The organism is Isoptericola sp. Y541, assembly GCF_059445465.1.
The window spans coordinates 20768-46970 of the sequence record NZ_JCAIUJ010000007.1 but is presented as its reverse complement, the minus strand read 5'-3'; the positions used below and the strand labels follow the sequence as shown (position 1 = coordinate 46970).

At 73.8% G+C, this 26203-nt stretch carries 22 protein-coding genes; 7 read left to right on the top strand and 15 right to left on the bottom strand.

Features of this window, described 5'->3' with window-relative positions:
- Nucleotides 1-11 precede the first annotated feature (11 nt).
- The 5 genes from AC1C2V_RS15255 to AC1C2V_RS15235 all read right to left on the bottom strand — a co-directional run bounded on the left by AC1C2V_RS15255 (nt 12) and on the right by AC1C2V_RS15235 (nt 4442).
- Nucleotides 12-500, bottom strand: coding sequence for an isochorismatase family protein (locus AC1C2V_RS15255; RefSeq protein WP_495390486.1), 489 nt, complete (start codon nt 498-500; stop codon nt 12-14).
- A gap of 29 nt (nt 501-529) precedes the next feature.
- On the bottom strand, nt 530-1792 hold the full coding sequence (locus AC1C2V_RS15250) for an arginine deiminase (RefSeq protein ID WP_495390485.1): 1263 nt from the start codon (nt 1790-1792) through the stop codon (nt 530-532).
- A 63-nt stretch (nt 1793-1855) separates the two neighbouring features.
- Entirely contained in the window at nt 1856-3316 is a 1461-nt protein-coding gene (locus AC1C2V_RS15245) for a basic amino acid/polyamine antiporter (RefSeq protein WP_495390707.1), read from the bottom strand.
- An 80-nt stretch (nt 3317-3396) separates the two neighbouring features.
- Entirely contained in the window at nt 3397-3735 is a 339-nt protein-coding gene (locus AC1C2V_RS15240) for a hypothetical protein (RefSeq protein ID WP_495390484.1), read from the bottom strand.
- A gap of 98 nt (nt 3736-3833) precedes the next feature.
- Nucleotides 3834-4442: a CGNR zinc finger domain-containing protein gene (locus AC1C2V_RS15235; RefSeq protein WP_495390483.1), complete on the bottom strand. Its 609-nt coding sequence runs from the start codon at nt 4440-4442 to the stop codon at nt 3834-3836.
- A gap of 103 nt (nt 4443-4545) precedes the next feature.
- Here AC1C2V_RS15235 and AC1C2V_RS15230 point away from each other — a divergent pair, with 103 nt between their 5' ends.
- Nucleotides 4546-5745, top strand: coding sequence for an epoxide hydrolase family protein (locus AC1C2V_RS15230; protein WP_495390482.1), 1200 nt, complete (start codon nt 4546-4548; stop codon nt 5743-5745).
- On the opposite strand, the gene AC1C2V_RS15225 is transcribed toward AC1C2V_RS15230, so the two are convergent.
- A complete protein-coding gene (locus AC1C2V_RS15225) occupies nt 5717-8506 on the bottom strand; it encodes a cation-translocating P-type ATPase (RefSeq protein WP_495390481.1) in 2790 nt (929 codons plus the stop codon). The genes AC1C2V_RS15230 and AC1C2V_RS15225 overlap by 29 nt on opposite strands.
- Before the next feature lie 49 nt (nt 8507-8555).
- On the bottom strand, nt 8556-10283 hold the full coding sequence (locus AC1C2V_RS15220; RefSeq protein ID WP_495390480.1) for an NAD(P)/FAD-dependent oxidoreductase: 1728 nt from the start codon (nt 10281-10283) through the stop codon (nt 8556-8558).
- 152 nt (nt 10284-10435) lie between these two features.
- Here AC1C2V_RS15220 and AC1C2V_RS15215 point away from each other — a divergent pair, with 152 nt between their 5' ends.
- Both AC1C2V_RS15215 and AC1C2V_RS15210 read left to right on the top strand, forming a co-directional pair.
- The gene (locus AC1C2V_RS15215; protein WP_495390479.1) at nt 10436-10720 is read left to right on the top strand and encodes a UBP-type zinc finger domain-containing protein; all 285 of its coding nucleotides are present in this window, start codon (nt 10436-10438) and stop codon (nt 10718-10720) included.
- A gap of 80 nt (nt 10721-10800) precedes the next feature.
- A complete protein-coding gene (locus AC1C2V_RS15210) occupies nt 10801-11994 on the top strand; it encodes an alpha/beta hydrolase-fold protein (protein WP_495390478.1) in 1194 nt (397 codons plus the stop codon).
- An 88-nt stretch (nt 11995-12082) separates the two neighbouring features.
- Here AC1C2V_RS15210 and AC1C2V_RS15205 read toward each other — a convergent pair whose 3' ends face one another.
- Complete coding sequence (locus AC1C2V_RS15205) at nt 12083-14659, bottom strand: family 78 glycoside hydrolase catalytic domain (RefSeq protein ID WP_495390477.1); 2577 nt, start codon at nt 14657-14659, stop codon at nt 12083-12085.
- Between the two features lie 183 nt (nt 14660-14842).
- On the opposite strand from AC1C2V_RS15205, the gene AC1C2V_RS15200 reads away from it, so the two are divergent.
- Entirely contained in the window at nt 14843-15952 is a 1110-nt protein-coding gene (locus tag AC1C2V_RS15200; RefSeq protein ID WP_495390476.1) for a GntR family transcriptional regulator, read from the top strand.
- A gap of 211 nt (nt 15953-16163) precedes the next feature.
- Here AC1C2V_RS15200 and AC1C2V_RS15195 read toward each other — a convergent pair whose 3' ends face one another.
- The 3 genes from AC1C2V_RS15195 to rpmG all read right to left on the bottom strand — a co-directional run bounded on the left by AC1C2V_RS15195 (nt 16164) and on the right by rpmG (nt 18106).
- A complete protein-coding gene (locus AC1C2V_RS15195) occupies nt 16164-17492 on the bottom strand; it encodes a glycoside hydrolase family 125 protein (RefSeq protein ID WP_495390475.1) in 1329 nt (442 codons plus the stop codon).
- A 168-nt stretch (nt 17493-17660) separates the two neighbouring features.
- A complete protein-coding gene (locus tag AC1C2V_RS15190; protein ID WP_495390706.1) occupies nt 17661-17942 on the bottom strand; it encodes a type B 50S ribosomal protein L31 in 282 nt (93 codons plus the stop codon).
- The gene (rpmG, locus tag AC1C2V_RS15185) at nt 17939-18106 is read right to left on the bottom strand and encodes a 50S ribosomal protein L33 (RefSeq protein WP_495390474.1); all 168 of its coding nucleotides are present in this window, start codon (nt 18104-18106) and stop codon (nt 17939-17941) included. Before rpmG ends, AC1C2V_RS15190 begins: the two co-directional genes overlap by 4 nt.
- Nucleotides 18107-18359: 253 nt before the next feature.
- Here rpmG and nhaA point away from each other — a divergent pair, with 253 nt between their 5' ends.
- Nucleotides 18360-20183 (top strand): Na+/H+ antiporter NhaA, encoded by a 1824-nt coding sequence (gene nhaA / locus AC1C2V_RS15180; protein WP_495390473.1) that lies wholly within the window; start codon nt 18360-18362, stop codon nt 20181-20183.
- On the opposite strand, the gene AC1C2V_RS15175 is transcribed toward nhaA, so the two are convergent.
- Together AC1C2V_RS15175 and AC1C2V_RS15170 are read right to left on the bottom strand one after the other, a co-directional pair.
- Entirely contained in the window at nt 20128-20388 is a 261-nt protein-coding gene (locus AC1C2V_RS15175) for an oxidoreductase dimerization domain-containing protein (RefSeq protein WP_495390705.1), read from the bottom strand. The genes nhaA and AC1C2V_RS15175 overlap by 56 nt on opposite strands.
- Nucleotides 20389-20456: 68 nt before the next feature.
- On the bottom strand, nt 20457-20678 hold the full coding sequence (locus AC1C2V_RS15170; protein WP_495390472.1) for a hypothetical protein: 222 nt from the start codon (nt 20676-20678) through the stop codon (nt 20457-20459).
- A gap of 96 nt (nt 20679-20774) precedes the next feature.
- Here AC1C2V_RS15170 and AC1C2V_RS15165 point away from each other — a divergent pair, with 96 nt between their 5' ends.
- A complete protein-coding gene (locus AC1C2V_RS15165) occupies nt 20775-21626 on the top strand; it encodes a hypothetical protein (RefSeq protein ID WP_495390471.1) in 852 nt (283 codons plus the stop codon).
- 24 nt (nt 21627-21650) lie between these two features.
- Here AC1C2V_RS15165 and AC1C2V_RS15160 read toward each other — a convergent pair whose 3' ends face one another.
- On the bottom strand, nt 21651-22817 hold the full coding sequence (locus AC1C2V_RS15160) for an MFS transporter (protein WP_495390470.1): 1167 nt from the start codon (nt 22815-22817) through the stop codon (nt 21651-21653).
- Between the two features lie 266 nt (nt 22818-23083).
- Here AC1C2V_RS15160 and AC1C2V_RS15155 point away from each other — a divergent pair, with 266 nt between their 5' ends.
- The gene (locus AC1C2V_RS15155) at nt 23084-24829 is read left to right on the top strand and encodes an HNH endonuclease signature motif containing protein (RefSeq protein ID WP_495390469.1); all 1746 of its coding nucleotides are present in this window, start codon (nt 23084-23086) and stop codon (nt 24827-24829) included.
- A 5-nt stretch (nt 24830-24834) separates the two neighbouring features.
- On the opposite strand, the gene AC1C2V_RS15150 is transcribed toward AC1C2V_RS15155, so the two are convergent.
- The gene (locus AC1C2V_RS15150; RefSeq protein ID WP_495390468.1) at nt 24835-26136 is read right to left on the bottom strand and encodes an MFS transporter; all 1302 of its coding nucleotides are present in this window, start codon (nt 26134-26136) and stop codon (nt 24835-24837) included.
- Between the last annotated feature and the right edge of the window lie 67 nt (nt 26137-26203).

The window sequence follows — 26203 nt, the reverse complement described above, 5'->3', positions numbered from 1 at the left end:
CAAGTTCGTGCTCAGAGGTAGTCGGCGGTGGTGCGCACCCGGCCGAAGCGCGGGAACGTGCGGCGCACCGCCATCTCGTGCTCGTCCCCGGCGAGGCCGGACATCGCGTCCTCGACGAACTCCAGCTCGTAGTCGAGGTCGGATGCCGAGCGGGCGGTGGACTCGACGCCCATGGTGGTGACCAGGCCCGCGAGCACCAGCGAGGTGACCCCGCGGGCCTGGAGCCGGCCGTGGAGGTCGGTGTGGTGGAAGGCGCCGACGGCGTGCTTCACCACGAGCACGTCGTCGGGCTCGGCCAGGCCCTCCACGAGGTCGCTGCCCGGCGGCTGCTCGTCCACCCCCGGGCGGTCGACGCACACCAGGGCCACGACATCGCCGCGGGCGCGGGCGGCGATGGCGAGCTGCCGGCACCGGCGCAGCACGTCCTCGCCCGAGTACGGCTCCAGGGGCAGCCCCACGATGCGGGGCATGAGGTCGATGAGCACCAGCGCTGTCGTCATGGGGGGACATACTGGCGGCGACCCGCCCGTCAGTCCAGCGGGTCGCGCACGATCGGGCAGGTCATGCAGTGCCCGCCGCCGCGGCCCCTACCCAGCTCGGCGCCGACGATCGTGATCACCTCGACCCCGGCCCGGCGCAGCGCGGCGTTGGTCAGCGTGTTGCGGTCGTAGGTGAACACGACGCCGGGCTCGAGCGCGACGGCGTTGTTCCCGGAGTCCCACTGCTGGCGTTCGGACGCGTACGCGTCGCCGGCGGTCTCGACCACCCGTAGCCGCGGCAGCCCGAGCGACCGGGCCACGACGTCGACGAACGGGGTGTCGCCCTCGTCCGTCACCTCGACGCCCGGCGTCTTGTCGGACGGGCGCAGGGTGAAGGAGTGGATGCCGTTCACGATCGTCGGGTGCACGGTCACGAGGTCGCGGTCCGCGAACGTGAACACGGTGTCCAGGTGCATCGCCGCGCGCAGGCGCGGCATCCCGGCCACCACGACCTGCTCGGCCGCGCCCGCGTCGAAGAGCGCCTTGGCGAGCTGGGAAATGCCCTGCCGCGACGTGCGCTCGCTCATGCCGATCAGCACGGTGCCGTTGCCGACCGGCATGACGTCGCCGCCCTCGATGGTCGCCTGGGCCCAGTCCTGCTCCGGGTCGCCCCACCACACGGTGGAGCCCACGTACTCCGGGTGGAAGGCGTAGATCGCCTTCATCAGCAGCGTCTCGTCCTTGCGCGCCGGCCAGTACAGCGGGTTCATGGTGAGCCCGCCGTAGACCCAGCACGTCGTGTCGCGCGTGTAGAGCGTGTTGGGCAGCGGGGGCAGCAGGTACTCGGGGGTACCCGTGGACTCGCGCGCCAGGTTCACGTAGTCGGAGCGGAACTCGGCGGGCAGGTCGTGCGTCGACAGGCCGCCGACGAGGAACCGGGACAGCTCGCGCTCCGTCAGCGACTCGAGGTACGCCCGCGTGCCGTCCACGAGGCCGAGCCCCACGCGGTTCGGCACCACCTTGCGGTCCAGCAGCCAGTCCCGGGCCTCGGGGATCGCCATCGTCTGCGCCAGCAGGTCGTGCAGCTCCACGACCTCCACGCCCCGGTTGGTCAGCTTGTTCACGAAGTCCAGGTGGTCGCGCTGCGCGGACTCCACCCACATGACGTCGTCGAACAGCAGCTCGTCGGAGTTCGTGGGCGTGAGCCGCTCGTGCGCGAGGCCCGGCGCACACACCAGCACCTTGCGGAGCCGGCCGACCTCCGAGTGGACGCCGTGGGCGCGGGACGTCTGCGTGGACGGGGCGGTGGTCATGGGAGAGCAACCTTTCGTCGGCGGAGATGACGACAGTGCCGAGCCGGTGACGGCGCGGTGGGGTCAGATCGAGATCCACCCGGTGACGAGCCCGACGACGGCGACCACCGCGATGGCGACCACCACCACGAACAGGGTCAGCTCGGCGGGGGTGAAGACCTTGCGCCGCTGCTCGCGACGCGTCATGACGAACAGGATCGTGGCCGGGGCGTAGAAGATGAACGAGACCAGCAGGAGGCCGATCCCGGCCGCGAAGACCAGGAACGCGGTGTAGGCCGTCGCGAGCACCGCGACCACCATGTCCCCGCGCAGCGTGGCGGGGCGAGCGCCGTCGTAGGTCTCGCGCGTCGCGCGGAGCTTGACGGCGTAGAGCGCCGCGAGCAGGAACGGGATGAGGGTCATGACGGCGGTCATGTCGAGCGCGAAGTCGAACGCGTCCTCGGAGAAGTACGTCAGGACCAGCACGACCGTCGAGAGCGACGTGCTCAGCAGGAGGGCGTTCACCGGCACGTCCTGGTCCGTCTGGCGGGCGAGGAAGCGGGGCATGTCGCGGTCCTTGGCGGCCACGAACAGCACCTCGGCCGCCATCAGCGTCCACGCCAGGTACGCGCCGAGCACCGAGATGATCAGCCCGACGCCGACGAAGACGCTGCCCCAGTCGCCGACGGCCGCCTCGAGCACGCCCGCCATCGACGGCTGGCGCAGCTCGGCGATCTCGCCCATCGGCATGATGCCGTAGGAAACGATGGTCACGGACGCGAAGATCGCGAGCACGCTCACGAACCCCAGGATCGTGGCGCGGCCGACGTCCTCGCGGCGCTTCGCATGCCGGGAGTAGACGCTCGCCCCCTCGACGCCGAGGAAAACGAAGACCGTCACCAGCATCGTGCCGCGCACCTGGTCGAACAGGGAGCCGGCGTAGTCCGCCCCGCCCCAGTTCTCCGCGAAGGCGGACGGGTCGAAGACGAACAGCGCGAGCAGCACGAAGACGATGATCGGGATGAGCTTGGCGACCGTGACGATCCGGTTGATCGCCGTCGCCTCCTTGATCCCGCGCCGCACCAGCAGGAAGAACAGCCACAGGCCGACGGCGGAGCACACGAGCGCCAGGGCGGTGTCCCCCTCGCCGAGCGCGGGGATCCACTGGCCCAGCGTCGACGTGATGAGCACCCAGTAGACGACGTTGCCGACGCACGCGCTGGCCCAGTAGCCGGCGGCGGCGAAGAAGCCCGTGTACTCGCCGAAGCCCGCCTTCGCGTAGGCGTAGACGCCGGCGTCGAGGTCGGGCTTGCGCATCGCGAGGCGCTGGAAGACGAACGCGAGCATCAGCATGCCCGCGCCGGCCACCACCCACGCGATGAGGGCGCCCATGACGCCCGTCTCCTGCGCGAACCGGCGCGGCAGCGAGAACACGCCGGCGCCGACCATCGACCCGACGACCATCGCCGTCAGCGTCAGCAGCGAGACCTTCGTCGTCCCGCTCGTCGTGGCGTTCGCCGACGTCGCGGTGCCCTCGTGCGCCATCTTCATGTCCTCCTGAAGTCACGGCGGCTGGTCGTCACCGGGGCGTGGTAGCGCTGTTGCTGCGGCCGATCGTTGCACCATCAGGGCAGGTCCGCGCGCCGAGACGGCCGTCGTGTCAACCGGTCGACGACGGCCACCAGGTCGCCCGCCGGGACCGACACTCCCGGGTCCAGCCGGGGAGAAGACCCGCCCGGCCGGCCGCGCCGACCACCCCCGCGATCGCCCGCGGCGACCGTGATGAGCAGGGTGGACGCCGCCCGGCCGGGCTCGATCCCCTCGGCATGGCCGCGCATGACGAGCACCACCGCCAGCGCCGCGATGGTGACATACACGCGCTCCTTGAGGCGGTCGGCCCGCTGGCCCGGCGAGAGCTGGTCGCGGCGCTGGTGGTGCTCCCTGCCTGCGGACGCGCTGGTCATGATGGCGCTCCTGCCTGTAGGCGTCGGGTCAGGACGACGTAGGCCGGGAACGGGTTGCTGACACCTGGCCGGCGCCGGGGCCAGGCCTATGGTTCGGCTCAGACGGGCGCGCGAGGGGTTGGTGCGACGCCCGCCCGCGCGGCGGTCCCGTGCTTGCGCTGGTTGGCCTGGAAGCGCGCCTTCTTCTGCCGGTTCCCGCACGTGTTCATGTCGCACCACCTGCGGGTGCGGCTCTGACTGGTGTCGAAGAAGGCGGCCTGGCACGTCGGCGACGCGCACAGGGCCAGCTTTCCGTCTCGTTCGCCGGAGATGATGCTGATCGCGTCGGCGGCGATGACGCCGAGGGCATCCTCCACGCGGGACGCCGAGCTGAGTCGCCACACCCGGCCGCCCTCGAACGTCAGGACGGCCGCGGCCCGGCCCTGGACGCTGCGCTCGTTGATGACGTGGACGGCGGACGCGGGGAGCGCGTCGTGGGTCGCGGCCGCTGTCGCGGCGGCGTGGATCGACTCCCTCAGCTCCCGCGCGAGGTCGAGCTGGGCGGTGGTGCAGGAGTCCACGGCGAGGCCGTTCACCGCCAGCCAGTCGACGAGCCGCTGCGGCGTGGGGATGCGCTCCACAGGGTCGCCACGACGCTCCGTCAGGGTCGCCGTGAAGCTGGTCGCCAACACGCTCCCGAGGCGGAAGTCAGGGAACTCTGCGGGCATGGAACCACCATAGCCGGTTGCACACCGCGGCGAACGCCTGGTAGAACCGTCTTAGCCGGTTCGCATCGATGCTCGCCGGCTCCCGCGACGGCCAGGAGGTCTCATGCCCAGCCCGACCCACGACGTGCAGGCGTTCGAAGCCCACGCGCCGGACGCCGACCTCGAGGACCTGCGCGCGCGGCTGGCCGCGGCGCGGCTGCCGGAGGCGGAGACGGTCTACCGCCCCGCGCCCGACCCGCGCCGATGGGACCAGGGCGTTCCCCTGGCCGACCTCGTCGACGTCGTGCACTACTGGCGCACCGGGTACGACTGGCGGTCGTTCGAAGAGCGCCTCCACGAGATCGGCCAGTTCCGCACGACCATCGACGACCTGGGAATCCACTTCCTGCACCGCCGCTCCCCGCGGGAAGACGCCACTCCCCTGCTCTTGACGCACGGCTGGCCGGACAGCATCGTCCGGTTCATCGATGTCGTCGACGAGCTGGCAGATCCGAAGGACGCAGCCGCGCCGGCGTTCCACGTCGTGGTCCCGTCGCTCCCGGGTTTTGGTTACAGCGACAGGCCGGCCACCACCGGGTGGGGAACCGAGAAGATCGCGGCCGCCTGGGTGGAGCTGATGGGACGGCTCGGCTACGACAGGTTCCTCGCCCACGGCGGCGACTGGGGCGGGAACATCACCACGGTGCTCGCCGGCCGGTTCCCGGAGCACGTCCTCGGCATCCACACCACGTTCGCGGAGGGGCCGCCCGGGCTGACGACGGACGGGCTGACGGCCCTCGAGCGCGAGTGGACCGAGGAGACCCGTGACTTCTGGCGCCGCCGCGGGGCGTACGCGGAGCAGCAGGCGACCCGACCGCAGACAATCGGCTACGCGCTCGTCGACTCACCGGTCGGGCTCCTCGCCTGGATCCTCGACAAGTTCGCCGAGTGGTCGGACACCGAGGACAGCCCGTTCGAGACGATCTCCCTGGACAGGGTGCTTGACGACGTCACCCTGTACTGGCTGACGCGGACCGGCGCCTCGGCGGCCCGCATCTACTACGAGAGCCACAACTCGCTGGACCCCGACCTCCGGGTCGACGTCCCGGCGGCGCTCACGATGTATCCCCGCGACGTCGAGAAGTGTCCGCGCCCCTGGGCCGAACAGCGCTACCGACAGATCGTCCGATGGAGGACGCCCGAGGCCGGGGGACACTTCCCGTCGCTGGAGTTGCCCGGCTACTTCGTCAAGGACCTGCAGGAAGGACTCGCGGCAGTGCTGGCCGCCCCTCGCGTCAGTGGCGGCGGCGACCCAGCGCCTTGACCGCCTCGACGAGGAGGAAGACGACGACAGCCGCGGCGAGGGTCTTGCCCCACTCGGCGAGGCCGATGGGCGCCGAGTCGAACCAGGAGTGCATGAACGGCGCGTAGACGAAGACGCACTGCAGGGCGATCAGCGCCACCGCGGAGATCCAGATGACCCGGTTGCCCCGCAGCACGTCGAGCGTGAGGCTCGACCGGTCGAGGAAGCGGCAGCTGAACAGGTAGGCGAGCTGGCCCAGGGCGAGCATCGTGACGGCCGTCGTCTGCGCCTCGGCCAGCGGCGCCTCCTGCGCCCGCTCGAGGTAGAACACGACCATCGTGGCGCCGCCGATCAGCAGGGACACGATGAGGATGCGGCGCAGGAACACCGCGTCCAGGATCGACGCCCTGGAGTCGCGCGGCGGCCGCCCCATGACGTCCGGCTCGGCCTTCTCGTACGCCAGCCCCAGCGACAGCGTCACCGCGGTGATCATGTTGATCCACAGCACCTGCACGGGCGCGAGCGGCAGCGTGAGGCCGAACAGCACCGCCACGAGGATCACCAGCGACTGCGCGCCGTTGGTGGGCAGCAGGAAGAGCACCGACTTGCGGATGTTGTCGTAGATCCGCCGCCCCTCCTCCACGGCCCGTTCGATGGTGGCGAAGTTGTCGTCGGCGAGCACCACCTCGGCGGCCTCCTTGGTGGCCTCCGTGCCCTTGATGCCCATCGCCACGCCGACGTCGGCCTGCGTGAGCGCCGGGGCGTCGTTGACGCCGTCGCCCGTCATCGCGACCACCTCGCCGTGCGCCTGCAGCGCCGAGACGATGCGGATCTTGTGCTCCGGGCTCGTGCGCGCGTACACGTGGACGTCTCGCACGACGGCGCGCAGCTGCTCGGTGGTCATCGCCTCGAGCTCGGGGCCCGTGAGCACCGGCGGCGCCTCGGCGCCCTCGGAGGGCGCCGGGACGATGCCCATCTCCCGGCCGATCGCGACCGCGGTGCCCGCGTGGTCGCCCGTGATCATGGTGACGGCGATGCCGGCCTCGCGGCACTGTGCGATGGCGTCGATCGCCTCGGGTCGCGGCGGGTCGACGATGCCGACCAGGCCGCACAGCTCGAGGTCCGTGAGGGTCTCGGCAAGCTCGACCGGCGGGGCGTCGGCGCGGCGCCGGGCCGCGGCCAGCACGCGCAGGCCCTGGCCGCCGATGGCGTCGATCTGCGCCTCCCAGAACGCGCGGTCGAGCGGCTCGGCGGCGCCGGTCGGGCCGGTCTGGGTGGCGCACCGGTCCAGCACCCGATCAGGCGCGCCCTTGAGGTGCACGTGCAGCCCGCCGTCGGCGTCGCGGTCGAGGGTGGCCATGAACTTGTTCTCGGACTCGAACGGCACCAGGTCCACGCGGGACCAGCCGCGGGTGTCGAACCCCGCCTTCATGCCGAGCGTGCGCAGCGCGCCCTCGGTCGGCTCGCCCACCAGCCGCCAGCCCGCGCCACCCTCCGGCCCCCCGTCCGACCCGCCCTCCGGCCCGCCGGGCACCACGCGGGCGTCGTTGCACAGCATCATCACCGTCGCGACGGCCGCGAGGTCCGGGTCGCCCGCGAGGTCGGCGTGCCGGGGCGCGACGTCATGCGTGGCAGAGGGACGGGCCGACGGCGAGGCGCCCTGCGCGAGCGTGATCTCGCCCTCGGGCGCGTACCCGGCCCCCGAGACGGCGAACTCCCGGCCCCCGGTGCGGACCGACCGCGCCGTCATCTCGTTCTTGGTGAGCGTCCCGGTCTTGTCGGAGCAGATGGTGGTGACGGACCCGAGCGTCTCGACGGCGGGCAGCTTGCGCGTGATCGCCCGACGTCGCGCCATCTGCTGCACGCCCAGGGCCAGCGTGATCGTCACGAGGGCGGGCAGGCCCTCGGGCACCGCGGCCACGGCGAAGCCGATCGACGCCGAGACCAGCTCCGCCACGGTGAAGTGGTGCACCAGCCGCCCGATGAGCACCATCACCACGGCCATCACGACGATCATCACGGCGATCGCCTTGCCGAACTTGTCGAGCTGGCGGGTCAGCGGGGTCTCCAGGGATCTGACCTCGGAGATCATCGTCTGGATGCGGCCGATCTCCGTGGCCGACCCGGTGGCGGTCACCACGCCCACGCCCTGGCCGGCCGCCACGAGGGTGCCGGAGAACAGCATGCTGGTGCGGTCGCCGACCCCCGCGTCGTGGCCGACGGCGTCGACCCGCTTGGAGGCCGCCACGGACTCGCCGGTGAGCGCCGACTCCTCGACCCGCAGGTTGGTGGCGCTCAGCAGCCGCACGTCCGCCGGGACGCGGTCGCCGGAGCGCACCCGCACCACGTCGCCCGGCACCAGGTCCTCGGCCTCCACCTTCGCCCACGCGCCGTCGCGCCGCGCCTCCGCGTGCACGGACAGCATGGTGCGGATCGCGTCGAGCGCGCTCTCCGCCCGGCCTTCCTGGATGAAGCCGATCGCCGCGTTGATCACGGCGACGGCGAGGATGACGGTGAAGTCCACCCAGTCACCGAGGATCGCCTTGAGCACCGCCGCGACCAGCAGCACGTAGATCAGCACGTCGTCGAAGTGCACGAGGATCCGCTTCCACAGCGGGTCGCGCTGCGGCGGCGGCAGCCGGTTGGGCCCCACCTGCTCCAGCCGTGCCGCCGCGTCGGACGATGCGAGCCCGCCGTCGTCGGCATCGAGCGCGGCAAGCACCGCCTCGGGCGGCAGCGACCACGGCGCGAGGTCGGAGGCGATGTCCTGCGCAGGTGCCATGGCGCCATTCCACTCGCGATCGCCCGTTCGCGCGCGACGACCGCACAGGTCAGCGAGGCACTTCGGGCCCGCCGCCGAACTCCTGCTCGCGCAGCCAGGCGAGGTGCGCGTGCACGAGCGGGAGCACCGACGCCCCCTCGCCGCTGGCGGACGCGACGCGCTTCATCGACCCGGTGCGCACGTCGCCGACGGCGAACACGCCGCGCAGGGTGGTCTCGAGGCTCGCGGGCGGGCGGCCGTCCACCCAGGACTCCTGGGGCACGTCGCGGCCGGTGAGCACGAAGCCGTGGTCGTCGAGGGCGAGGTCGTCGGGAAGCCAGCCGCAGTCCGGCTCGGCGCCGAGCAGACAGAACAGGCCGTCCGCGTGCGTCTTGGACCGCTCGCCGGTGTCCAGGTCCTCGGTGAAGAGCCACTGCAGGCGCCCGTCGCCCCCGCCGTCGACCACCGCCGTGTGCGGGCGCACCGCGATGTTCGGCGTCGCCTCGATCTCCCGCACCAGGTAGTCCGACATCGTCTCGGCGAGCCCCGACCGCCGCGCCAGGATCGACACCGAGCCGGCGAACTTCGCGAGGTGCACGGCGGCCTGCCCGGCGGCGTTGCCGCCGCCGACCACGCACACGTCCCGGTCCTGCATCTCGCGGGCCATCGAGCTGGCCGCGCCGTAGTACACGCCGGCGCCGACGAGGTCGTCGATGCCGGGCACCCCGAGCCGCCGGTAGGAGACGCCTGTCGCCAGGACGACGGTGCGGGCGCACATCTGCATCCCGTCGACGTGCACGTGGTGGTGCTCGGGTTCGTCCGCCGGGCCGGGCTCGATCTGTCCGGCAGGGCGCCCGGTGTAGAAGCGGGCGCCGAAGCGGCCGGCCTGCACGCGGGAGCGCTGCGCGAGCCGCATCCCCGAGATCCCGCGCGGGAAGCCGAGGTAGTTGCGGATCATCGAGCTCGACCCGGCCTGTCCGCCGATGGCGTCGCGCTCCAGCACCACGGTCGACAGCCCCTCGGACGCCGCGTAGACGGCCGCCGCGAGCCCGGCCGGGCCGGCGCCCACCACGACGACGTCCGCCACCGAGCCCTCGGGGATCGAGTCGAAGCCGCCGTACATCGCCTCGGCGAAGGCGGCCGGGGTGGCCCCCGCGAGGACGCGGCCGTTCATCGCCCGGACGACGGGCAGCGCCGCGTCCGGGCCGGCGGCCTCGACGATCGCCCGGCCCTCGTCGCCCTCCGGGTCGAGGATCCGGTTGGGGATGCCGAGTCGCTCCACGAGGTCGCGGATCGCGGCCGCCGTGCGGTCCCCGCTCCGCGCGACGATGTCGGTGGCCGTCACGGTGGGCCGGGCCACCGACCAGCCCCACTCGGAGAGCAGCTCCACCAGGGCGATGTGGAACTCCTCGTCGCGCGCGCCGCGCGGGATGCCCACGAACGTGTCCATGTCACGGCGCAGTGCGGCGGCGCGCATCGCGTCGAGGGCGTCGGCGTACTCCTCGGTCGGGAGCAGCGCCACCCGCCGGGCGGTCGAGACGACGGCGGGGACCTGGTGCAGCAGCTCGATGGCGCCGCCGTCGGGCAGCCGGTTCTCGGCGGCGACCATCGCGATGGGTACCCGTGCCCCGACCAGGTCGCGCAGCAGGTCCAGGGCCTCGGCGCCCGTGCCCGCGCACTCGATCCGGTAGTCGCGGTCGTAGCGGGCGCGCAGCTCCTGCTCGGCGACGTCCGCGTGGTCGGCCGCGACGAGCAGGATCACGGGGCGGTCGTCGGAGGACTCGGCGTGCTCGGACATGCGGTCAGCGTAGGCGGCGCCTTGCCGGGCGCGCTCCCCGGGGCCAGGCTGGACGGGCCCCGCCCCGGCGCGGCACCCGGACCACGTGCGGACGACATCCGGACAACCCCCGAACGACTCCCGAACGACTCCCGAACCGACAAGGACCTGAGATGACGGACACCTGCGTGCACATCGGCCAGATCGTCCCGGTCGCACCGGAGGCCACCGACGTGTGCCCCGAGTGCGTGGCCGTCGGCGGCACATGGGTGCACCTGCGTGCGTGCCTGGAGTGCGGGCACGTCGGCTGCTGCGACTCGTCGCCGGCGAAGCACGCGACCGCGCACTTCCACGCGACCGGCCACCCGGTGATGCACTCGATCGAGCCCGGCGAGTACTGGGGCTACTGCTTCGTGGACGAGGTGTCGATCCCCGGGCGGCAGATGCCCGCGATCTGACACGGCGGTGTGAACCACCCCACGACGCCGAGAATGACACGACCCGCTCGTGGTGCAGGTCTGAGGGTGAGAATGATCGGATGACCAGGACAATCGCTGGGACAGCGACCAGCTGGGACCGCTGGACGCCTTTGCCCCGGCCCGCCGGCCGCGACACCGTGACGGTCGAGCGCGTCGCCGAGCCCGTGCCCGCGGGCCGGCCGGGCCCCGCGGTCGCGCTGCGGCCCGGCGGGCGGGCGCACGTGACGTTCCGCGTGCACGCCCCCGGCGCGCGTGCGGTCGCGCTCGCCGCGAGCGGGTGGTGGCTGCCGCAGCGCGATGACGCCTGCGACCTGGTGCGCGCGCCCGGCGGGTGGTGGCACGGCACCTTCGACGTCCCCGACGACTGGGAGGCGAGCTACCGCTTCCTCGTGCACGAAGGCGACGACGAGCCCGGGTGGTGGTCGCGCGGCCTGCGCGACCCCGGCACGCGCGGCATCCCCGACCCGGCCGCCGGGCAGGGGCACGACGCCGGACGCGGCATGCCCGGCTCGGTGGTGCGGCTGCCCGGTGCTGGCGACCGGCCCTGGCTGGGCGGCTTCGGCGACACCACCGCCGTGCCGGCGCGGCTGCCCATCGTCGGCTCGGATCCTGGCGACGAGCCGCGTGCGTGGTGGTGGGTGCCTGACTATCACGACCGGCCCGCCGAGCCTCTCCCGCTGCTCGTGCTGCTCGACGGCGAGGCGCACGCCGAGCGGCTCGGCACGGCCCGGGTGCTCGCGGACGCCGTGGCCGCGGGCGCCCTCCCGCCCGTCACCGTCGTGATGGTCGGCTCGGGACCCGACCGGGCCGCGGCGCTCGGTGTGCCGGGAGGCGTGGCCCGCTGGGTCGGCGAGCGCCTCGTGCCGCGCCTGCGGGCCGTGGGCGTCGGCGGCCGGCGCGTGGACGCCGACCCCCGCCGCACCGTCGTCGCCGGGTCGAGCCTCGGCGCGCTGTCGGCGCTGTTCGTCGTGGCCCGCTACCCCGACGTCGTCGGCGGCGCCGTCGCCCAGTCGCCGTCGCTCTGGCGCTACCCCGACAGGGCGCTCGTCGAGCCGCTGGCCGATGCCGCGGCCCGCGTGCGACTGCGCCTCCAGGTGGGCCGGTACGAGGGGCCCGCCGCCGCCGAGGCGCTCGGCCGTGAGCTCGCCGTCCGCGGCGCGGACGTCACCTGCCAGGTGGTCACCGGCGGGCACGACTGGGCGTGGTGGGTGCCGCGCACCGTCGAGGCCGCGGCCGAGCTGCTCAGGCCCTGAGCACGCACGGCCCCGGAGCTGCTGCGCGTCGACACCCGGACGAGGCGGTGCGGGTGTCCGCCGCCGCCGGGACGCCGGTGCGCGGCCGTCAGCGCGCGGGCAGCGGGCTCCCCACCGGGACGAGGTCGCCGGCCACGTGGTGCTTCCCGGGCCCGACGCTGCGGGCCGGCTCGTCCAGCGGCAGGTCCAGGTGCGCCGTGACCCCGGGCGGCACGTCGAGCTCGAGCTCGAACCGGCCGCCGTCGAGCCGCCACGTGACGCCGACCGGCCCGTACGGGCTGTCGAAGCCGGCCGACGCGTGGTCGAGCTGACCCGTCACGAGCGGCCGCACCGTGACCTCCCGGTAGCCGGGCGCGGCGGGCGCGAGCCCGGCCACCCGCCGGTGCAGCCAGTCGGCGACGGCTCCGTACGCGTAGTGGTTGAACGACGTCATGTCGCCCAGGTTGATCGTCCCGTCCGGCAGCATCGAGTCCCAGCGCTCCCAGATCGTGGTGGCGCCCATGCTGACCGGGTACAGCCACGACGGGTTGGTGCGGGTCAGCAGCATCGCGTGCGCGAGCTCGGGGTACCCGGCCTCGCACAGGGCGTCCAGGATCACCGGGGTGCCGAGGAACCCCGTGCTGACGTGGAAGTCGGCCTCGCGGACCAGCGTGGCCAGCCGATCCCCCGCGCCCCGCCGCTGCTCGTCGGTGGCCAGCAGGCCCCACACGATCGCCAGCGCGTACACGGTCTGGCAGTCGCTGCGGACCGTGCCGTCCGCCCCCACGTACGCCTCGCGGAAGGCGTGCGCGACGTCGTCGGACAGCTGCCCGTACCGCCGGGCGTCGGCCTCGTGCCCGAGCACCTCGGCCGTGCGGGACAGCAGACGGGCGCTGCGCGCCAGGTAGGCCGTCGCGACGACGGCCGGGTCGGCCTTGGCGGCGGCCGCGTCGTGCGGCGGCGCGTCCGGGTCCAGCCAGTCCCCGAACTGGAAGCCCGTGTCCCAGAGCAGGGTGTCGCCGGCCAGGGCATGCTCCTTGTCCACCCAGGCCCGCATCGAGTCGTACTGGCGCTCCAGCACGCCGACGTCGCCGTAGCGCTCGTACAGCGTCCACGGCACGTGCACGGCGGCGTCGGCCCAGCCCGCCCCCGGCGTCTGGCCCTCGTCCCCGGGCCGCGACCCGCTGACGTTCTCGTGCACCACGTCCGGCACGGTCATCGGCACGCCGCCGTCGGCGTGCTGGTCGGCCGCGAGGTCCTGCAGCCACGAGCCGAGGAACCCGCCGACGTCGAACAGGAAGCTGGCCGTCGGCGCGAACACCTGGATGTCGCCCGTCCACCCGAGCCGCTCGTCCCGCTGCGGGCAGTCGGTGGGCACGTCGACGAAGTTGCCGCGCATCCCCCATACGACGTTCTCGTGCAGGCGGTTCACGTCCGGCTCGGAGCACTCGAACCAGCCGGTGCGGCGCAGGTCGGAGCTGACCACCACGGCCTCCGCGTCCTGGGCGGCCACCTCGGCGCCCGTGACCTCCGCGTACCGGAAGCCGTGGAACGTGTACCGCGGCTCGAGCACCTGCTCCCCGCCGGCGAGGACGTAGGTGTCCGTCGCCTTCGCGTCGCGCAGCGGGCGCACGCCCAGCTCGCCGTCCTCGAGCACCTCGGCGTGCCGCAGGGTGACCGTGGCGCCGGCCTCCCCCGTCACGCGCAGGCGCACCCAGCCGACCACGTTCTGGCCGAAGTCGACGATCTGCGCGCCGCTCGGCGAGGTGAGCACCTCACGCCCCGGCACCGTCGCGACCTCGCGTACCGGCGGTCCCGTCGGCGCGACGAGGCGGCCGGTGTCGGCGTCGAGCACGTCGACCGGGCCGTCCGCGCGGGCGTCGGGCGCGAGCGGGACCCGCAGGTCCGTCGTCTGGCCGTCGTACAGGTCGTCCGCGAGCACGCCGGTCGCGCCGGCCCGCCACCGCTCGTCGGTGACGACCGTCTGCCGGCGGCCGTCCGTGTAGGTGATCTCCAGCTGGGCCAGGAGGCCGAGCCGGTCGCCGTACGAGTCGCGCTGCAGGGACCACGTCAGCTGCCCGCGGTACCAGCCGTTGCCCAGGCCGACGGCGATCCGCGTCGCCCCCGCCCGCAGGTGCTCGGTCACGTCGAAGGTCTGGTAGCGCAGCCGCGAGTCGTACGCCGTCCAGCCCGGGTCGAGCTGGTGGTCGCCCACGCGGCGGTCGCCGATCCACGCGTCGTAGACGCCGTGTGCCGTGACGTACAGGCGGGCGCTCGCCACCGTGCCGTCCAGCTCGAGGTCGCGCGCCAGCACCACCGCGCCGCCGTCGAGCCCACCGACGTCCCGCGGGCTGATGAATCGCGCCTCGACGTCCTCCGGCGCCAGCAGGCCGGCCTCGATCACGAGGGGCTCGCTCCACGCCGACCACGCGTCGTCCGCACGGGCGCGCACCTGGACCTCGACCCGCTCCCGCGAGCGCAGGCCCCGGAAGGGCCAGGCGACGAGCACCTGCTCGGGCCCCGCGCCGGCGGCCACCTCGGGGTCGCCTGCGGCGGTCTGCAGGCGCAGCTCGTACGCGCTCTGGTCGCCGTCTCCTCCGCTGCGCGTCCACGACAGCCGGGGAGCGGCCGTGCCGACACCCAGGTCGGGAGCGCCGTACTCCGCCACGAGCCGTTCGATGCGCATCGTTGCGCCTCCTTGCGGGACAAACCCGCCATCGGGGACATATAGCACCCGTTGACGGGTGAATTGAAACGTATCAGAGGGGTGCGGAGCCGACCAAGGTTCCCGTCGGGCCGCCGTGCCTCACAATGGAGCCGGACCATAATCATTCGGCCTGATCCGTCCGGCCTGATCTCGGGAGCTGGCTTGACCGACGCGCTGTACGCCCAGGTGCACGCGGCGCTGCGCGCGCGCATCGTCGACGGGGACCTGACGGTCGGTGACCGGCTGCCCACGCAGGCCGAGCTCATCGAGGAGTTCTCCGTCAGCGCGATCACGATCAAGCGTGCCCTCGACATGCTGCGCGACGAGGGCTTCGTGACCCGCCGCCCGCGGATCGGCACGATCGTGGTCTCCGCCGCCCCCGACGACGACGGCGGGGGCGCCCCGTCCTCCGGCCTCCCCCTCGTCGGGTACATCGTGCCGGGCTTCGACGACGCGTTCGGCTCGCACCTGCTCGGCGGCATCCTCCAGGCGTCCACCCAGCGGGCGCACGTCGTGGTGGCCACCTCGCGCGGCGACGCGGAGCTCGAGGAACGCCTCATCGAGGAGCAGCTGGCCCGCGGGATCGACGGCCTGGTGCTGCTGCCCTCGTCGTCGCAGTTCTTCCCCCCGACCGTCGCCACGCTCGTCGGCCGGAGCTTCCCGATCGTCATCGTCGACCGCACCCTCAAGGGCGTCCCCGTCAGCACCGTGACCTCGGACAACGTCACGGGCGGCCGGCTCGCCGCCGAGTACCTGTTCGACCTCGGGCACACCGAGATCGCCCTCGTCGAGTCCCCCAGCTCGGTCTCGTCCCTCGAGGAGCGCCGCCGCGGCGTCGTCGCCGCCCACGCCGCGCACCAGGTCCGGCTCGAGGAGGCCCAGGTGTTCTCCGACGTCCGCTCCGTGGTCCCCGGCTCGCGCACCACGCCCGACGACGACGTCGACCGGCTCGTGACGTTCCTCGATGCCCGCCCCCACCTCACGGCGTGCGTCGTGACGGAGTACCACTCGGCGCGCCTCGTGCTGCAGGCCGCGCAGCGGCTCGGCCGGCCGGTGCCCGAAGACCTGTCGATCATCTGCTTCGACGCGCCGCCGGAGTTCGTCGACGCCGCCATACCGTTCACCCACGTGGAGCAGGACCAGCACGCCATCGGCACCCGCGCCTTCGAGCTCATCGAGCGGCAGCTGGCGGAGCCGGGCGACCTCGCGCAGGACACCATCCCCGTGCGCATCGTCGAGGGCGGCTCCACCGGCCCGGCCCCCGCGAGGTAGTTCGGGGGATCTGGAACTACCTCGCGGGGTCGCTCAGTCCCGGGCTCGGTCCAGGACGGCGCGCCCATCGCTCCTGGATCCGCCACTGCTTCGCGGGTCTGCGTCGTACCTGGGCCGGGGGTGCGGATGCCGCCTCCCGACCCGGCGGCGCCGTTGCCGCCGTCGTCACCGTCATGGTTCAGATCGCCTCCTTCGCCGATCCGCACGCCGCCTATGCGACGTGCTGTAACACTTCCGTCCCGGGAGCCCCGGGAACGTGGTACCCGACGACGTCGAGCACGAGCTCGCAGAACATCGAGTCCGCCCAGCTGAACCACTCCCTCGTGAACTGCTCGGGGTGGTCCACGTGATACGCCTCGCACATGCGCCCGCGCGTCGCGTTCACGGCGCACAGGGTCGCGACGACGGCGCGCTTCTCGGCGACGTCGGTCGAGGTCAGCCCGCGGACGGCGGCCGCGATGGGCCACACGTAGCGCGGGGGCGTGTGCGGGCTGCCGAGGCCGTCGCCGGTGGCGCCGCGCACGTACGTCGGGTTGTCGTCGCCGAGCACGAACGCGCGGGTGGCGACGTAGAGGGCGTCGTCGAGGGCGATGCCGCCGGTGAGCGGCAGCGAGAGCAGGCTCGGCATGTTCGCGTCGTCCATGAGCAGGTGGTTGCCGAGCCCGTCGACCTCGTAGGCAAGGACGGGGCCGTGCTCGGCGTGGTCCACGACGCCGTGCCGGCGGGTGGCCGCGTCGAGATCGGTCGCGAGGTCGTCGGCCCGGGCGGCGAGCGCCAGGTCGTCCAGCGGCCCGCGGGCGAGCTCCGCGAGGTCGTGCAGGGCCGCGGCGGCGAACAGGTTGCCGGGCACGTTGTAGTGGTAGGCGCACGCGTCGTCGCTGGGGCGGAAGGCGCTCCACGTCATCCCGGTGACGCCCACGGGCGACCCCTGCCCGTCGCGCTCCAGGGTGTCGCTCGGGACGCAGTCGGCCCGCTGGAACCGGTACGTGGACCGGGCGTCGTGGTCCTGCTCGGTGCGGAGCGTGGCGACGACGAGGTCCGCCGCATCGCGGAACGCCTCGTCGAGGTGGTCGGTGCGCCCGGTGCCGAGCCAGAGCTGGTGCGCGAGCTGGAGCGGGAACGCGAGCGAGTCGACCTCGTACTTGCGCTCCCACACCCCGGGCGTCATCGCCGTGTCGTCGGCCTGGTGGCCGGCGCCGTCGGGCCCCCGGTTGAACGCGTTGGCGTAGGGGTCCTGGAGGATCTGCCGGCTCTGCCGGCGCACGAGGGCGGCGGCGGTGCCCCCCAGCTGCGGGTCCAGGCCGAGGAGCGCCAGGTACGGCCGCATCTGGGCCGCGGAGTCGCGGAGCCACATCGCCGGGATGTCGCCTGTGAGGACGAACGCGGTGCCGTCCGGCTCGAGCGTCACCGCGTCACGCAGGGTGCGCCGGAGCGCCTCCGCGAAGATCTCGGCGGTCGGGGCGTCGAACGCGTCGGCGACGCGCGCGGTCACGTCGTCCAGCACGCGGTCGTCAAGCAGGGCGGTGGTACTCAGCTCCATCGGGAAATGCTCCATCGTTTAGGTATATCTAATACGTGGAACATACCAGGAGCGAGACGCGCGCAGGAACGACCGGGCGGGAATCGACCGGGTGAGAACGACCGCGCCCCTCCGGAACGCCCCGGAGTGCGGCGGTCAGGAGGGGCGCGGCCACATGTCAGCGAGGCGTCATCGAGCGGCCTGCTGCCCGTAGCGTCGGCGGAACTTCTCGACGCGGCCCTCGGTGTCCACGACGCGCGAGGCCCCGGTCCAGAACGGGTGGCTGGCGCTCGAGATCTCGACGTCGACCACCGGGTAGGTGCGGCCGTCCTCCCACTCGATCTCGCGGGTGGGGTGGCCCGGGCCGGAGGGCGCGTCGCCGGCCAGCGTCGAGCGCGTCAGGAACGCGGTGCCCGAGCTGGTGTCCCGAAAGACGACGGGACCGTAGGTGGGGTGGATGTTCTTCATCAGCGCTCCTCACGAAAATCGACGTGCTGGCGGACGACCGGGTCGAACTTGCGCAGGACGACGCGGTCGGGATCGTTGCGGCGGTTCTTGCGGGTGACGTAGGTGAAGCCCGTGCCCGCCGTCGAGCGAAGCTTGATGATCGGGCGCAGTGCGGTGCGGGTGGCCATCAGACGTTCTCCTCACGTGGCAGAACTGAGAACCGTTCTCAACTGCCGCTCTCTCCCTAACCCACCGCAGGTGCTCCTGATTCCCGACGACCCCGGCCAGGCGGCGAGGTATCGCCACCTGCCCCGGGAACACGATCCGCCAGACGGGTGTTCCCCCGGCGCGGTCCCCGGAGACCTCTTCCCTCGAGCCCACGGGTCGGTGCCGACGTAGGCTCCTCGCGGACCCGCCATCCACCACTGACGGGAGACGTGCATGCCAGGACTCGCGCTGCGAGAGCGCCTGCGCACGGAGTCCGGCGCCGCGCTGCTGCTGGTCGCCGTGACGCTGCTCGCGGTGCTCTGGGCGAACTCGCCGCTGTCCGGGGCGTACGAGAGCCTCTGGGCGCTGCCGATCCAGGTAGACGTCGGCGACCTGCGTTTTGACATGGACCTGCACCACTGGGTGAACGACGGGCTCATGGTGCTGTTCTTCTTCGTCGTCGGCCTCGAGGTGCGCCAGGAGCTGGCGATCGGGTCGCTGCGGCAGCGCAGCCAGCGGCTGGTGCCGCTCGTGGCGGGCACCCTCGGCGTGGTCGTGCCGGCGCTCGTCTTCCTCGCCGTCGCCGGCCACGAGGACCCGGGCGGCTGGGGCGTCGTCGTCGGCACCGACACCGCCTTCCTGCTCGGCGTGCTCGCCCTCGTCGGCCCGACGATGTCGAGCCAGCTGCGCGTCTTCCTGCTCACCGTGTCGGTGGTGGACGACTTCCTCGCCGTCGGCATCATCGGCGTCGTCTACTCCGAGGACGTGCGCATCGCACCGCTGGTGGTCGCCGCGGCCTGCCTCGGCGTGCTGTGGCTGCTGGGCCGCATGAGGGAGTGGCGCAGCGCGCCGTACGTGCTGGTGGTCGTGGTCCTGTGGGGGGCTACCGTGCAGGCAGGCGTGCACCCGTCGATCGCGGGGATGCTCGCGGGCCTGCTGGTGCCCGCGATCGCGACGCGCCGTTCCGACGTCCTGCAGGCCAAGAGCCTGTTCCGGAACTACTGGCAGTCGCCCAGCGCGAGCGTCGCTCGCAGCGTGCAGGTGGGCCTCGCCCGCTCCATCTCGGTGAACCACCGCCTGCACGAGGTGCTGCGCGGCCCGGTGTCGCTCGTCGTCGTCCCGGTCTTCGCCCTCGCCAACGCGGGGATCGACCTGCGGGGCGGCGCCCTCGGCGCGGCGCTCGGCTCCGTCGTCACCTGGGGCGTGGTCGCGGGACTGGTGGTGGGCAAGCTCGTGGGCGTCACCCTGGGCACGTGGGGGGCGTTGCGCGCCCGTCTGGGCACGCTGCCCGACGGCGTGGGGCCCGGCAGCGTCATGGGCGGGGCCGCGCTGTCCGGCATCGGGTTCACGGTGTCGCTGCTCGTGGTGAACCTCGCGTTCGACGACCCGGCGGACGCGCAGGCGGCCACGGTCGGCGTGCTCATCGCGATGGTCGTCTCCACCGTGCTCGGGTGGGCGATCTTCACGGTGGCGCGCGTGCGCTACGGCGAGGCCAGCGCCGACCTGCCGGTCACGCTCACCCCGCCCATCGACGCCGAGCGCGACCACGTGATGGGCGACGCGGACGCCGCGCACACCGTGGTCGAGTACCTCGACTTCGAGTGCCCGTTCTGCGCCCGCACCACCGGCATGGGCGCCGAGCTGGGCGCCCACTTCGGCGACCGCGTGCGGTACGTGGTGCGCCAGCTGCCGCTCGAGGACGTGCACCCGCACGCCTACCTGGCGGCCGTCGCGGCGGAGGCGGCGGACCGGCAGGGCCGGTTCTGGGAGATGCACGACCAGCTGTTCTCGCACCAGTCCCGCCTGGAGCCCGACGACCTGCGCGAGCACGCCGCCCAGATCGGCCTCGACCTCGAGCGGTTCGACGCCGACATGGGCGACAGGGTCCTGCACGCCCGGGTCCGCGAGGACGAGGACAGCGCCAGCGCGAGCGGGGCCCGGGGCACTCCCACGTTCTTCCTGGACGGCGTGCGGCACCGCGGCCCGCACGACGCGCGGACCCTCATCGCCGCGCTCGAGGCGCACGAGGACGACCCGGCCGCGCGACGTCGGTCGTGACGGTCGGGCCAGGTGGGCGAAGAGGTCGTTGAGGGCCTCGGTCATCGACGGGTGGGTGGAGATCTCGTCGCGCAGCTGCGTGGCCGTGACGCCATGGCGCATGGCGCATGGCGAAGGCCAGGGTGTTGATCGTCTCGTGCGCGTCGTGGCTGAGCATCGTCACGCCGAGCACCTCGTCCGTCTCGGCGTCGACGAACGCCTTCATCAGGCCGCGGGTGTCGTGCACGATCCTGGCCCGGGGCACCGTCGCCATCTCGGCCACCTGCCGCACGGCTACCCGGACCGGCCGCCCGGTGGACCGGGTGCCGCCGTCGTGTGCACCTCCGGCGAGCACTGCCCGATGAGCAGCGCCGCGCACGCCTGTGTGGGCATCGGCCCGATCATGTACGCGTCGAGCACCGCGCAGCTCACCGGGTGGCTGCGGGAGTGGGGCGCCGCGCCCGGCCCGGTGAGCGCGCGCCCCGTGGGCGACGTCGCCCCGGGGCGTACCGACACGCGGCCCGGCCCCCGAGCTCGCCGACGAGATCTGATCCCTGCACGCCAGGTAGCACGGGGTGCACGACCCTGCCTGACAGTGATTGCCTGGGGAACATGAGCACTCCCGATACCCCGACCCCCGCACCCGCACCCGCACCCGCACCCGGCAACCCTTGGGCCTGGCGGGTGGTCGTCCTCGTGGCGGTGGTGGTCGTCGCGGTCGTCGCCTGGCTGGTCGTCCGGAGCGACGACGGCGTTGCACCGGCCGCGTCGCCGTCCCCCACCGCGCCGTCTCCCACCGCGACGCCGTCGCAGGACGCGGCGGAGCCCACTCCGAGCACCACGGGCGCCGCCGGCTGCGACGCCACCGACGACGGCACGCCGGAGGGCGCGGACACCCACGAGGTGGTGGACATCGACGGCGACGGAGAGCCCGACACGGCGTGGCTGACCGGCGGGGCCGACCGGCGGTTCGGGATGACCACCGCCTCGGGCGCCACGTTCTCCGTCGCGATCGACTCGGCGGGCCCGCAGCGCGCGTCCGCCGTCGTGAACGTCGTCGCCGCGGGAGACGGTACGGCCCCGGTCGCGCTGGTCGACACCGGCCGCGAGGTGCTGCTGTTCACCGCGTCCGACTGCGATCTCGCCGCGACCCAGAGCCTCGCGGGCGGCGCATACACCTTCGACAAGGGGTTCACCGGCAACGGCACGGGCGTCGGCTGCACCGAGGTCGACGGAGCGCTGCACCTCGCAGGGCTGAACGCCACCTCGGCCGACGGCGAGGCGTTCGCGGTGACGCGCACGTTCGTGGACCTGGACGACGGCGCCATGACGGCGTCGAACGGCCAGGAGTCGACCGTGACGAGCGACGCGGGCCCCGACGACCCGGTCGCCGTCACGGCGCAGGCGACCAGCTGCGGCGAGCTGGTTGCCGGCGAGGACGGCCCCGTCGAGCCGGAGTCCTGACCGGGGCGCTCGGCCCGAGTCGTGTCAGCGACCCCCGCCGACCCCGCCGACCGCCACGGGCACCGCGAGCGCGCAGAGCGCCACGGGCACCGCGAGCGCGCAGAGCGCCGCCGCGCACCAGAGCACGGCCGTGGGACCGCCGACGCCCAGTGCGGCGCCGGCGACCAGCGGGCCGGCGAGCGCTCCGAGGTTGAGTGCCGCAGTCGCGGCGGAGCCGCCCAGGACGGGCGCGCCGGCAGCCTCGCGCACGATCTGGCCCACCACGCACGACCCGACCGCGAACGAGACCGCCCCGGCCACGACGGGCAGGGCCGCGACCACCCACGGCAGTGCGGCGGCGAGGGCGAAGGCCGCCCACACGACGATGAGCAGGGCGCAGCCCACCACGACCCACCGCCGCTCCTGTCGTGCCGCCCACCGTCCCGTGGCGCTGACCCCGAAGAAGGCGCCGACGCCGAACCCCGCAAGGAGGAGCGGCACGCCGACACCGGTGAGGCCCGCCCCCGCACCGATCACGGCCAGGTACGTGAAGGCGCCGAACGTGGCCGCGTTGACGAGCACCGCCAGCACCACCGCGCGCACGATCGTCGGGTGCCGGAGCGCGCGCAGCTCCGCGCCCGGCTCGAACCGGAGGGGCGCCCGCCCGGCGGCGGGCGAACGGTGCAGCGCGAGGGCGGCCATGGCCGGCACGCACAGGGCGGCGACCGCCGCGAACGTGGCCCGCCAGCCGAGCGCCTGCGCGACGAGCGCCCCGGCCGGGGCGCCGGCGACGGTCGCGATCGTGGTACCGGAGAGCAGGACCGCGACGGCACGCGTGGTCGCCTCCGGCGGCACCAGGAGGCGCATGGTCGACAGCGCGACGGCGAGGAACCCTGCGTTGGCGAACGCGGCCACGACGCGCGTGGCGAGCAGCAGGGCGAACGACGAGGTGAGCGCCCCGGCCACGTGTGCGGCGGCGAAGACGGCAAGGAACGCCAGGAGGGTCGGTCCGGGGCGCACCCGGGCGGCGGCGACCGCCATCAGGGGCGCGCCGAGGACCATCCCCGCGGCATAGGCGGAGGTGAGGGCGCCGGTCGTGGCGAGGGTGACCCCGAGGTCGGACGAGATGTCGACGAGCAGACCGGCGAGCATGAACTCGCTGGTGCCCTGCGCGAAGGCCGCGAGGGCGAGGATTCTGACGATGACGGGCATGGGCGCTTCCAGACGTCGGAGCAGCGCGGAGGCGGGCGCGCGAGGGCGTCGCGGCGCGGGTGCTCGGGTGAGTGGGTCGACGGACGCAGGGAGCACGGCACCCATGCGGGTGCGGCTCGACCTGCGGTCAGCGTCTGGAAGCCTCGGGACTCACGCCGGCGACCCTAGCAGCCGGCCCACACCGGCAGTCTCGGGCGTCGCAGCGGGTCGAGCACGGCTGCCGCAAGGTCTTGTCGAGGCCGCTCGGCGGCGGTAGAATCGAACACATGTTCGATGCCGATTCCCGTAGCCCGGGCGACCCCGCTGTCACCCGGCGCCGTGGTGCTGCCGGCTCGGGCGGCACCGCCACCGTGGCCGCGCCGGCGCCCGGGCTTGTCGCGCCGATGCCGGGCGCGGGGTCGGCGGTCGAGAGCGTGCTCGGGCGGATCCTCGATGCCGGTCGCGCGTTGCGGGCCCTGGCGGTCGCCGCGCACGACGGCGCCGGGCCAGCGCCGTCGGCTGGGCTGGCACCGTCGGCCGGGCCGGCGGCGTGCAGGTATCTGGACGGTTCGTTCGTCCTCGCCCGGGAGCCCGAGGGCGTCACGGACGAGGGCGTCACGGACGAGGGCGTCACGGAGGAGTCGCTCGCGCCATCCGACCCGGGGCGCGAGCTGATCGCGGAGCTCGGCGGGGAGCCCGGCCTCCGGCTCGCGGAGCGGTTGGCGTCGCTGGAGCTCGCCGACCTGGACGACCACACCGTGGTCGAGGTGCTGGCCGCGTGGGAGCGGGTCGCCTCGTGGGCACAGGCCGGCTCCGCGCGGGCCCTGTCGGAGCTGCTGGAGCGCACCCGGAACACCTCGGGTCATGAGTTCGTCGCCGACGGCGTCGCCGCGCGGCTCGGCCTGTCGCGGCGCGCCGCGGAATCGCACGTCACCGTGGCCCACGGGGCGGCCCGCCTGCCCGAGGTCGCGGACGCCCTGGCCGGCGGGCTGGTGGACCGGCGCAAGGCGGAGGTGCTCATCTCCGCCGGGCGCTTGCCCGACGATCTGCGCCGGGTCGCCGTCCGCGAGCTGTTGCCGGACGTCGAGCACCTGACCGCGTCCCAGATCCGCGCCCGTATGCGGCGCGCGGAGATCGAGGTCGACCCGGACGGTGCCGACGAACGGCACGAGTCTGCCCGGCGAGAGAGGTTCGTGCGGCTCGAACCCGTCGACGACGCGATGGCCTATCTGACGGCCTACCTGCCCGCGGACGACGCGGCGCGCGCCTTCGCGGCCGTCGACGAGGTCGCGTTCGCGATGCGACGCGGCCCCGGCGAGGAGCGCAGGCTCGACGAGTGCCGCGCCGACGCATTCGCCGGCATGCTCGGTGGCCGCGTCGCCACCGGCCCGCACGACGACGCAGGCCCGGCGCAGACGACAGGCCAGGAGCCCATCGCGGATCAAGGGGTGGCGAGGGGCCGAGCAGCGACGACGGGCCGAGTGTCGCGCGGGGCCGGCGTGCGCGTGAGCATCGCGGCATCGACGCTGCTGGGTGCGGACGACCTCCCGGCATCGCTCGACCGGTACGGCCCGATCCCGGCGGGGATGGCCCGGGCGATCGCCGGCGACCCGGACGCCGTCTGGCAGCGGGTCTTCACCGATCCCGGCACTGGCGTCCTCACCGACACGTCCTCGCACGCGTACCGGCCGAGCGCGGCGCTCCGGGCGGCCGTCGTCGCGCGCGACGTGACCTGCACGTTCCCCGGCTGCCGCGTTCCGGCCACGGGCTGCGACCTCGACCACGTCGAACCGTTCGACCCCATGGGCGACGGGCCGCAGACCCGCGGCGAGAACCTGCACGCCCTCTGTCGCACCCATCATCGGGCCAAGACGATCGGCGGATGGCGTGTCACCCGGGATCCCGCGACCGAAGTCACCAGGTGGGTCGCCCCCACCGGCCACCCGTACATCCGACCACCCCAGGCGGCCGCGCGCCCCGAGGACCCCGGTCTCGTACGGAAGCGGCTCGACGACGAGGACCCCCCGCCCTGACCGCGTCAGGCCGTCGCGGCGCGGCCGCGCGACCTCGCGAGGAGCAGCACGGGGACGAGCAGCAGCGACAGGATCCCGCCGCCGAGGGCGAGCGTCGCGTAGCTCGTGCCCGCCATGACCACCCCCGACGCGGCGCCACCGCCCGCCCCGGCCAGCGCGATGAGCACGTCGACCGAGCCCTGGGTGCGTGCGCGCGTCTCCGGGGAGGTCGCGTCGACGATGAGCGCCGTCCCGGCGATGACCCCGAAGTTCCACCCCAGGCCGAGCAGTGCGAGCGCCAGGATCAGCAGGCCGAGCGAGTCCGCGGGGGCGAGGGCACCCGTGATCCCCGCGAGCAGCAGGGTCACGCCCGAGGCCGCCGCCATCGGCACCCGGCCCAGGCGGTCCACGAGCATGCCGGTGACGAGCGAGGGCAGGAACATCGCGGCGACGTGGATACCGATCACGAGGCCGACTTCGCTGAGGCCGTGCCCGTGCAGGCTCATGTGCACCGGCGTCATCGTCATGATCGCGACCATCGCGATCTGGGTCAGCACCATCACCGTCGCGCCGACCACCACGCCGGCGGGTACCCCGCCCCGCGCCTCGCCCGGGGCGGCCGACGCCGCAGGGCCGGGCGCCGCGAGGCGCTCGGCCCGCGCGAGCTCCTGGGCGACGAGGAACGGGTCGGGCCGCAGGAAGACGAACAGGGCGGCCCCGGCCGATCCGAAGGCGACGGCCGCGAGCAGGAAAGGCCCGGCCAGCGCCGGCAAACCGAGCGACGTCGCCAGCCCGCCAAGGGGCGCGACGAGGTTCGGCCCCGCGACCGCCCCCAGGGTGGTGGAGACCATCGCGACGCTCACCGCGGTGGCCCGCCGGTCCGGCGCCGCCAGGTCCGTGCCCGCGTACCGGGCCTGCAGGTTGGTCGACGTGCCGGCGCCGTAGACGAAGAGCGCGACGAACAGCAGCGGCACCGCGTCGAGCGCGGCCGCCGCGACCACCCCGATCGCCCCCAGGCCGCCGGCGGCGAAGCCCAGGCCCAGCCCGACGCGGCGCCCCGCGCGCTGGGTCACGCGGCCGACGAGGTACGCCGCGAGCGCCGAACCCAGCGTGAACAGGGCCGTGGGCAGCCCAGCGAGACTGTCGCTGCCCAGCATCTGCCGCGCGAGCAGCGCGCCCACGGTGATCCCGGCGGCCAGCCCCGCGCCGCCGAGCACCTGGCTCACCACGACGACCGTCAGCGTCCGCCGCTGCAGGGCGCGACGCGCGTCGTCGTCGGCGGAGATGCGGGCGGCCGCACGGGCGGTCGGCTCCTCGGGCGGGACCATCGTCGGCCTCCTGGGCGTCGCTCGACGCGGGCCGTCGAGGGTGCCCGAGGGAGCCTAGCTGCCGGCG

What these genes read in the sequence shown, in the direction of transcription:
- AC1C2V_RS15255 (WP_495390486.1), bottom strand. Translation starts at nt 500, where the DNA reads ATGACGACAGCGCTGGTGCTCATCGACCTCATGCCCCGCATCGTGGGG.
- AC1C2V_RS15250 (WP_495390485.1), bottom strand. Translation starts at nt 1,792, where the DNA reads ATGACCACCGCCCCGTCCACGCAGACGTCCCGCGCCCACGGCGTCCAC.
- AC1C2V_RS15245 (WP_495390707.1), bottom strand. Translation starts at nt 3,316, where the DNA reads ATGGCGCACGAGGGCACCGCGACGTCGGCGAACGCCACGACGAGCGGG.
- AC1C2V_RS15240 (WP_495390484.1), bottom strand. Translation starts at nt 3,735, where the DNA reads ATGACCAGCGCGTCCGCAGGCAGGGAGCACCACCAGCGCCGCGACCAG.
- AC1C2V_RS15235 (WP_495390483.1), bottom strand. Translation starts at nt 4,442, where the DNA reads ATGCCCGCAGAGTTCCCTGACTTCCGCCTCGGGAGCGTGTTGGCGACC.
- AC1C2V_RS15230 (WP_495390482.1), top strand. Translation starts at nt 4,546, where the DNA reads ATGCCCAGCCCGACCCACGACGTGCAGGCGTTCGAAGCCCACGCGCCG.
- AC1C2V_RS15225 (WP_495390481.1), bottom strand. Translation starts at nt 8,506, where the DNA reads ATGGCACCTGCGCAGGACATCGCCTCCGACCTCGCGCCGTGGTCGCTG.
- AC1C2V_RS15220 (WP_495390480.1), bottom strand. Translation starts at nt 10,283, where the DNA reads ATGTCCGAGCACGCCGAGTCCTCCGACGACCGCCCCGTGATCCTGCTC.
- AC1C2V_RS15215 (WP_495390479.1), top strand. Translation starts at nt 10,436, where the DNA reads ATGACGGACACCTGCGTGCACATCGGCCAGATCGTCCCGGTCGCACCG.
- AC1C2V_RS15210 (WP_495390478.1), top strand. Translation starts at nt 10,801, where the DNA reads ATGACCAGGACAATCGCTGGGACAGCGACCAGCTGGGACCGCTGGACG.
- AC1C2V_RS15205 (WP_495390477.1), bottom strand. Translation starts at nt 14,659, where the DNA reads ATGCGCATCGAACGGCTCGTGGCGGAGTACGGCGCTCCCGACCTGGGT.
- AC1C2V_RS15195 (WP_495390475.1), bottom strand. Translation starts at nt 17,492, where the DNA reads ATGGAGCTGAGTACCACCGCCCTGCTTGACGACCGCGTGCTGGACGAC.
- rpmG (WP_495390474.1), bottom strand. Translation starts at nt 18,106, where the DNA reads ATGGCCACCCGCACCGCACTGCGCCCGATCATCAAGCTTCGCTCGACG.
- nhaA (WP_495390473.1), top strand. Translation starts at nt 18,360, where the DNA reads ATGCCAGGACTCGCGCTGCGAGAGCGCCTGCGCACGGAGTCCGGCGCC.
- AC1C2V_RS15175 (WP_495390705.1), bottom strand. Translation starts at nt 20,388, where the DNA reads ATGAAGGCGTTCGTCGACGCCGAGACGGACGAGGTGCTCGGCGTGACG.
- AC1C2V_RS15165 (WP_495390471.1), top strand. Translation starts at nt 20,775, where the DNA reads ATGAGCACTCCCGATACCCCGACCCCCGCACCCGCACCCGCACCCGCA.
- AC1C2V_RS15160 (WP_495390470.1), bottom strand. Translation starts at nt 22,817, where the DNA reads ATGCCCGTCATCGTCAGAATCCTCGCCCTCGCGGCCTTCGCGCAGGGC.
- AC1C2V_RS15155 (WP_495390469.1), top strand. Translation starts at nt 23,084, where the DNA reads ATGTTCGATGCCGATTCCCGTAGCCCGGGCGACCCCGCTGTCACCCGG.
- AC1C2V_RS15150 (WP_495390468.1), bottom strand. Translation starts at nt 26,136, where the DNA reads ATGGTCCCGCCCGAGGAGCCGACCGCCCGTGCGGCCGCCCGCATCTCC.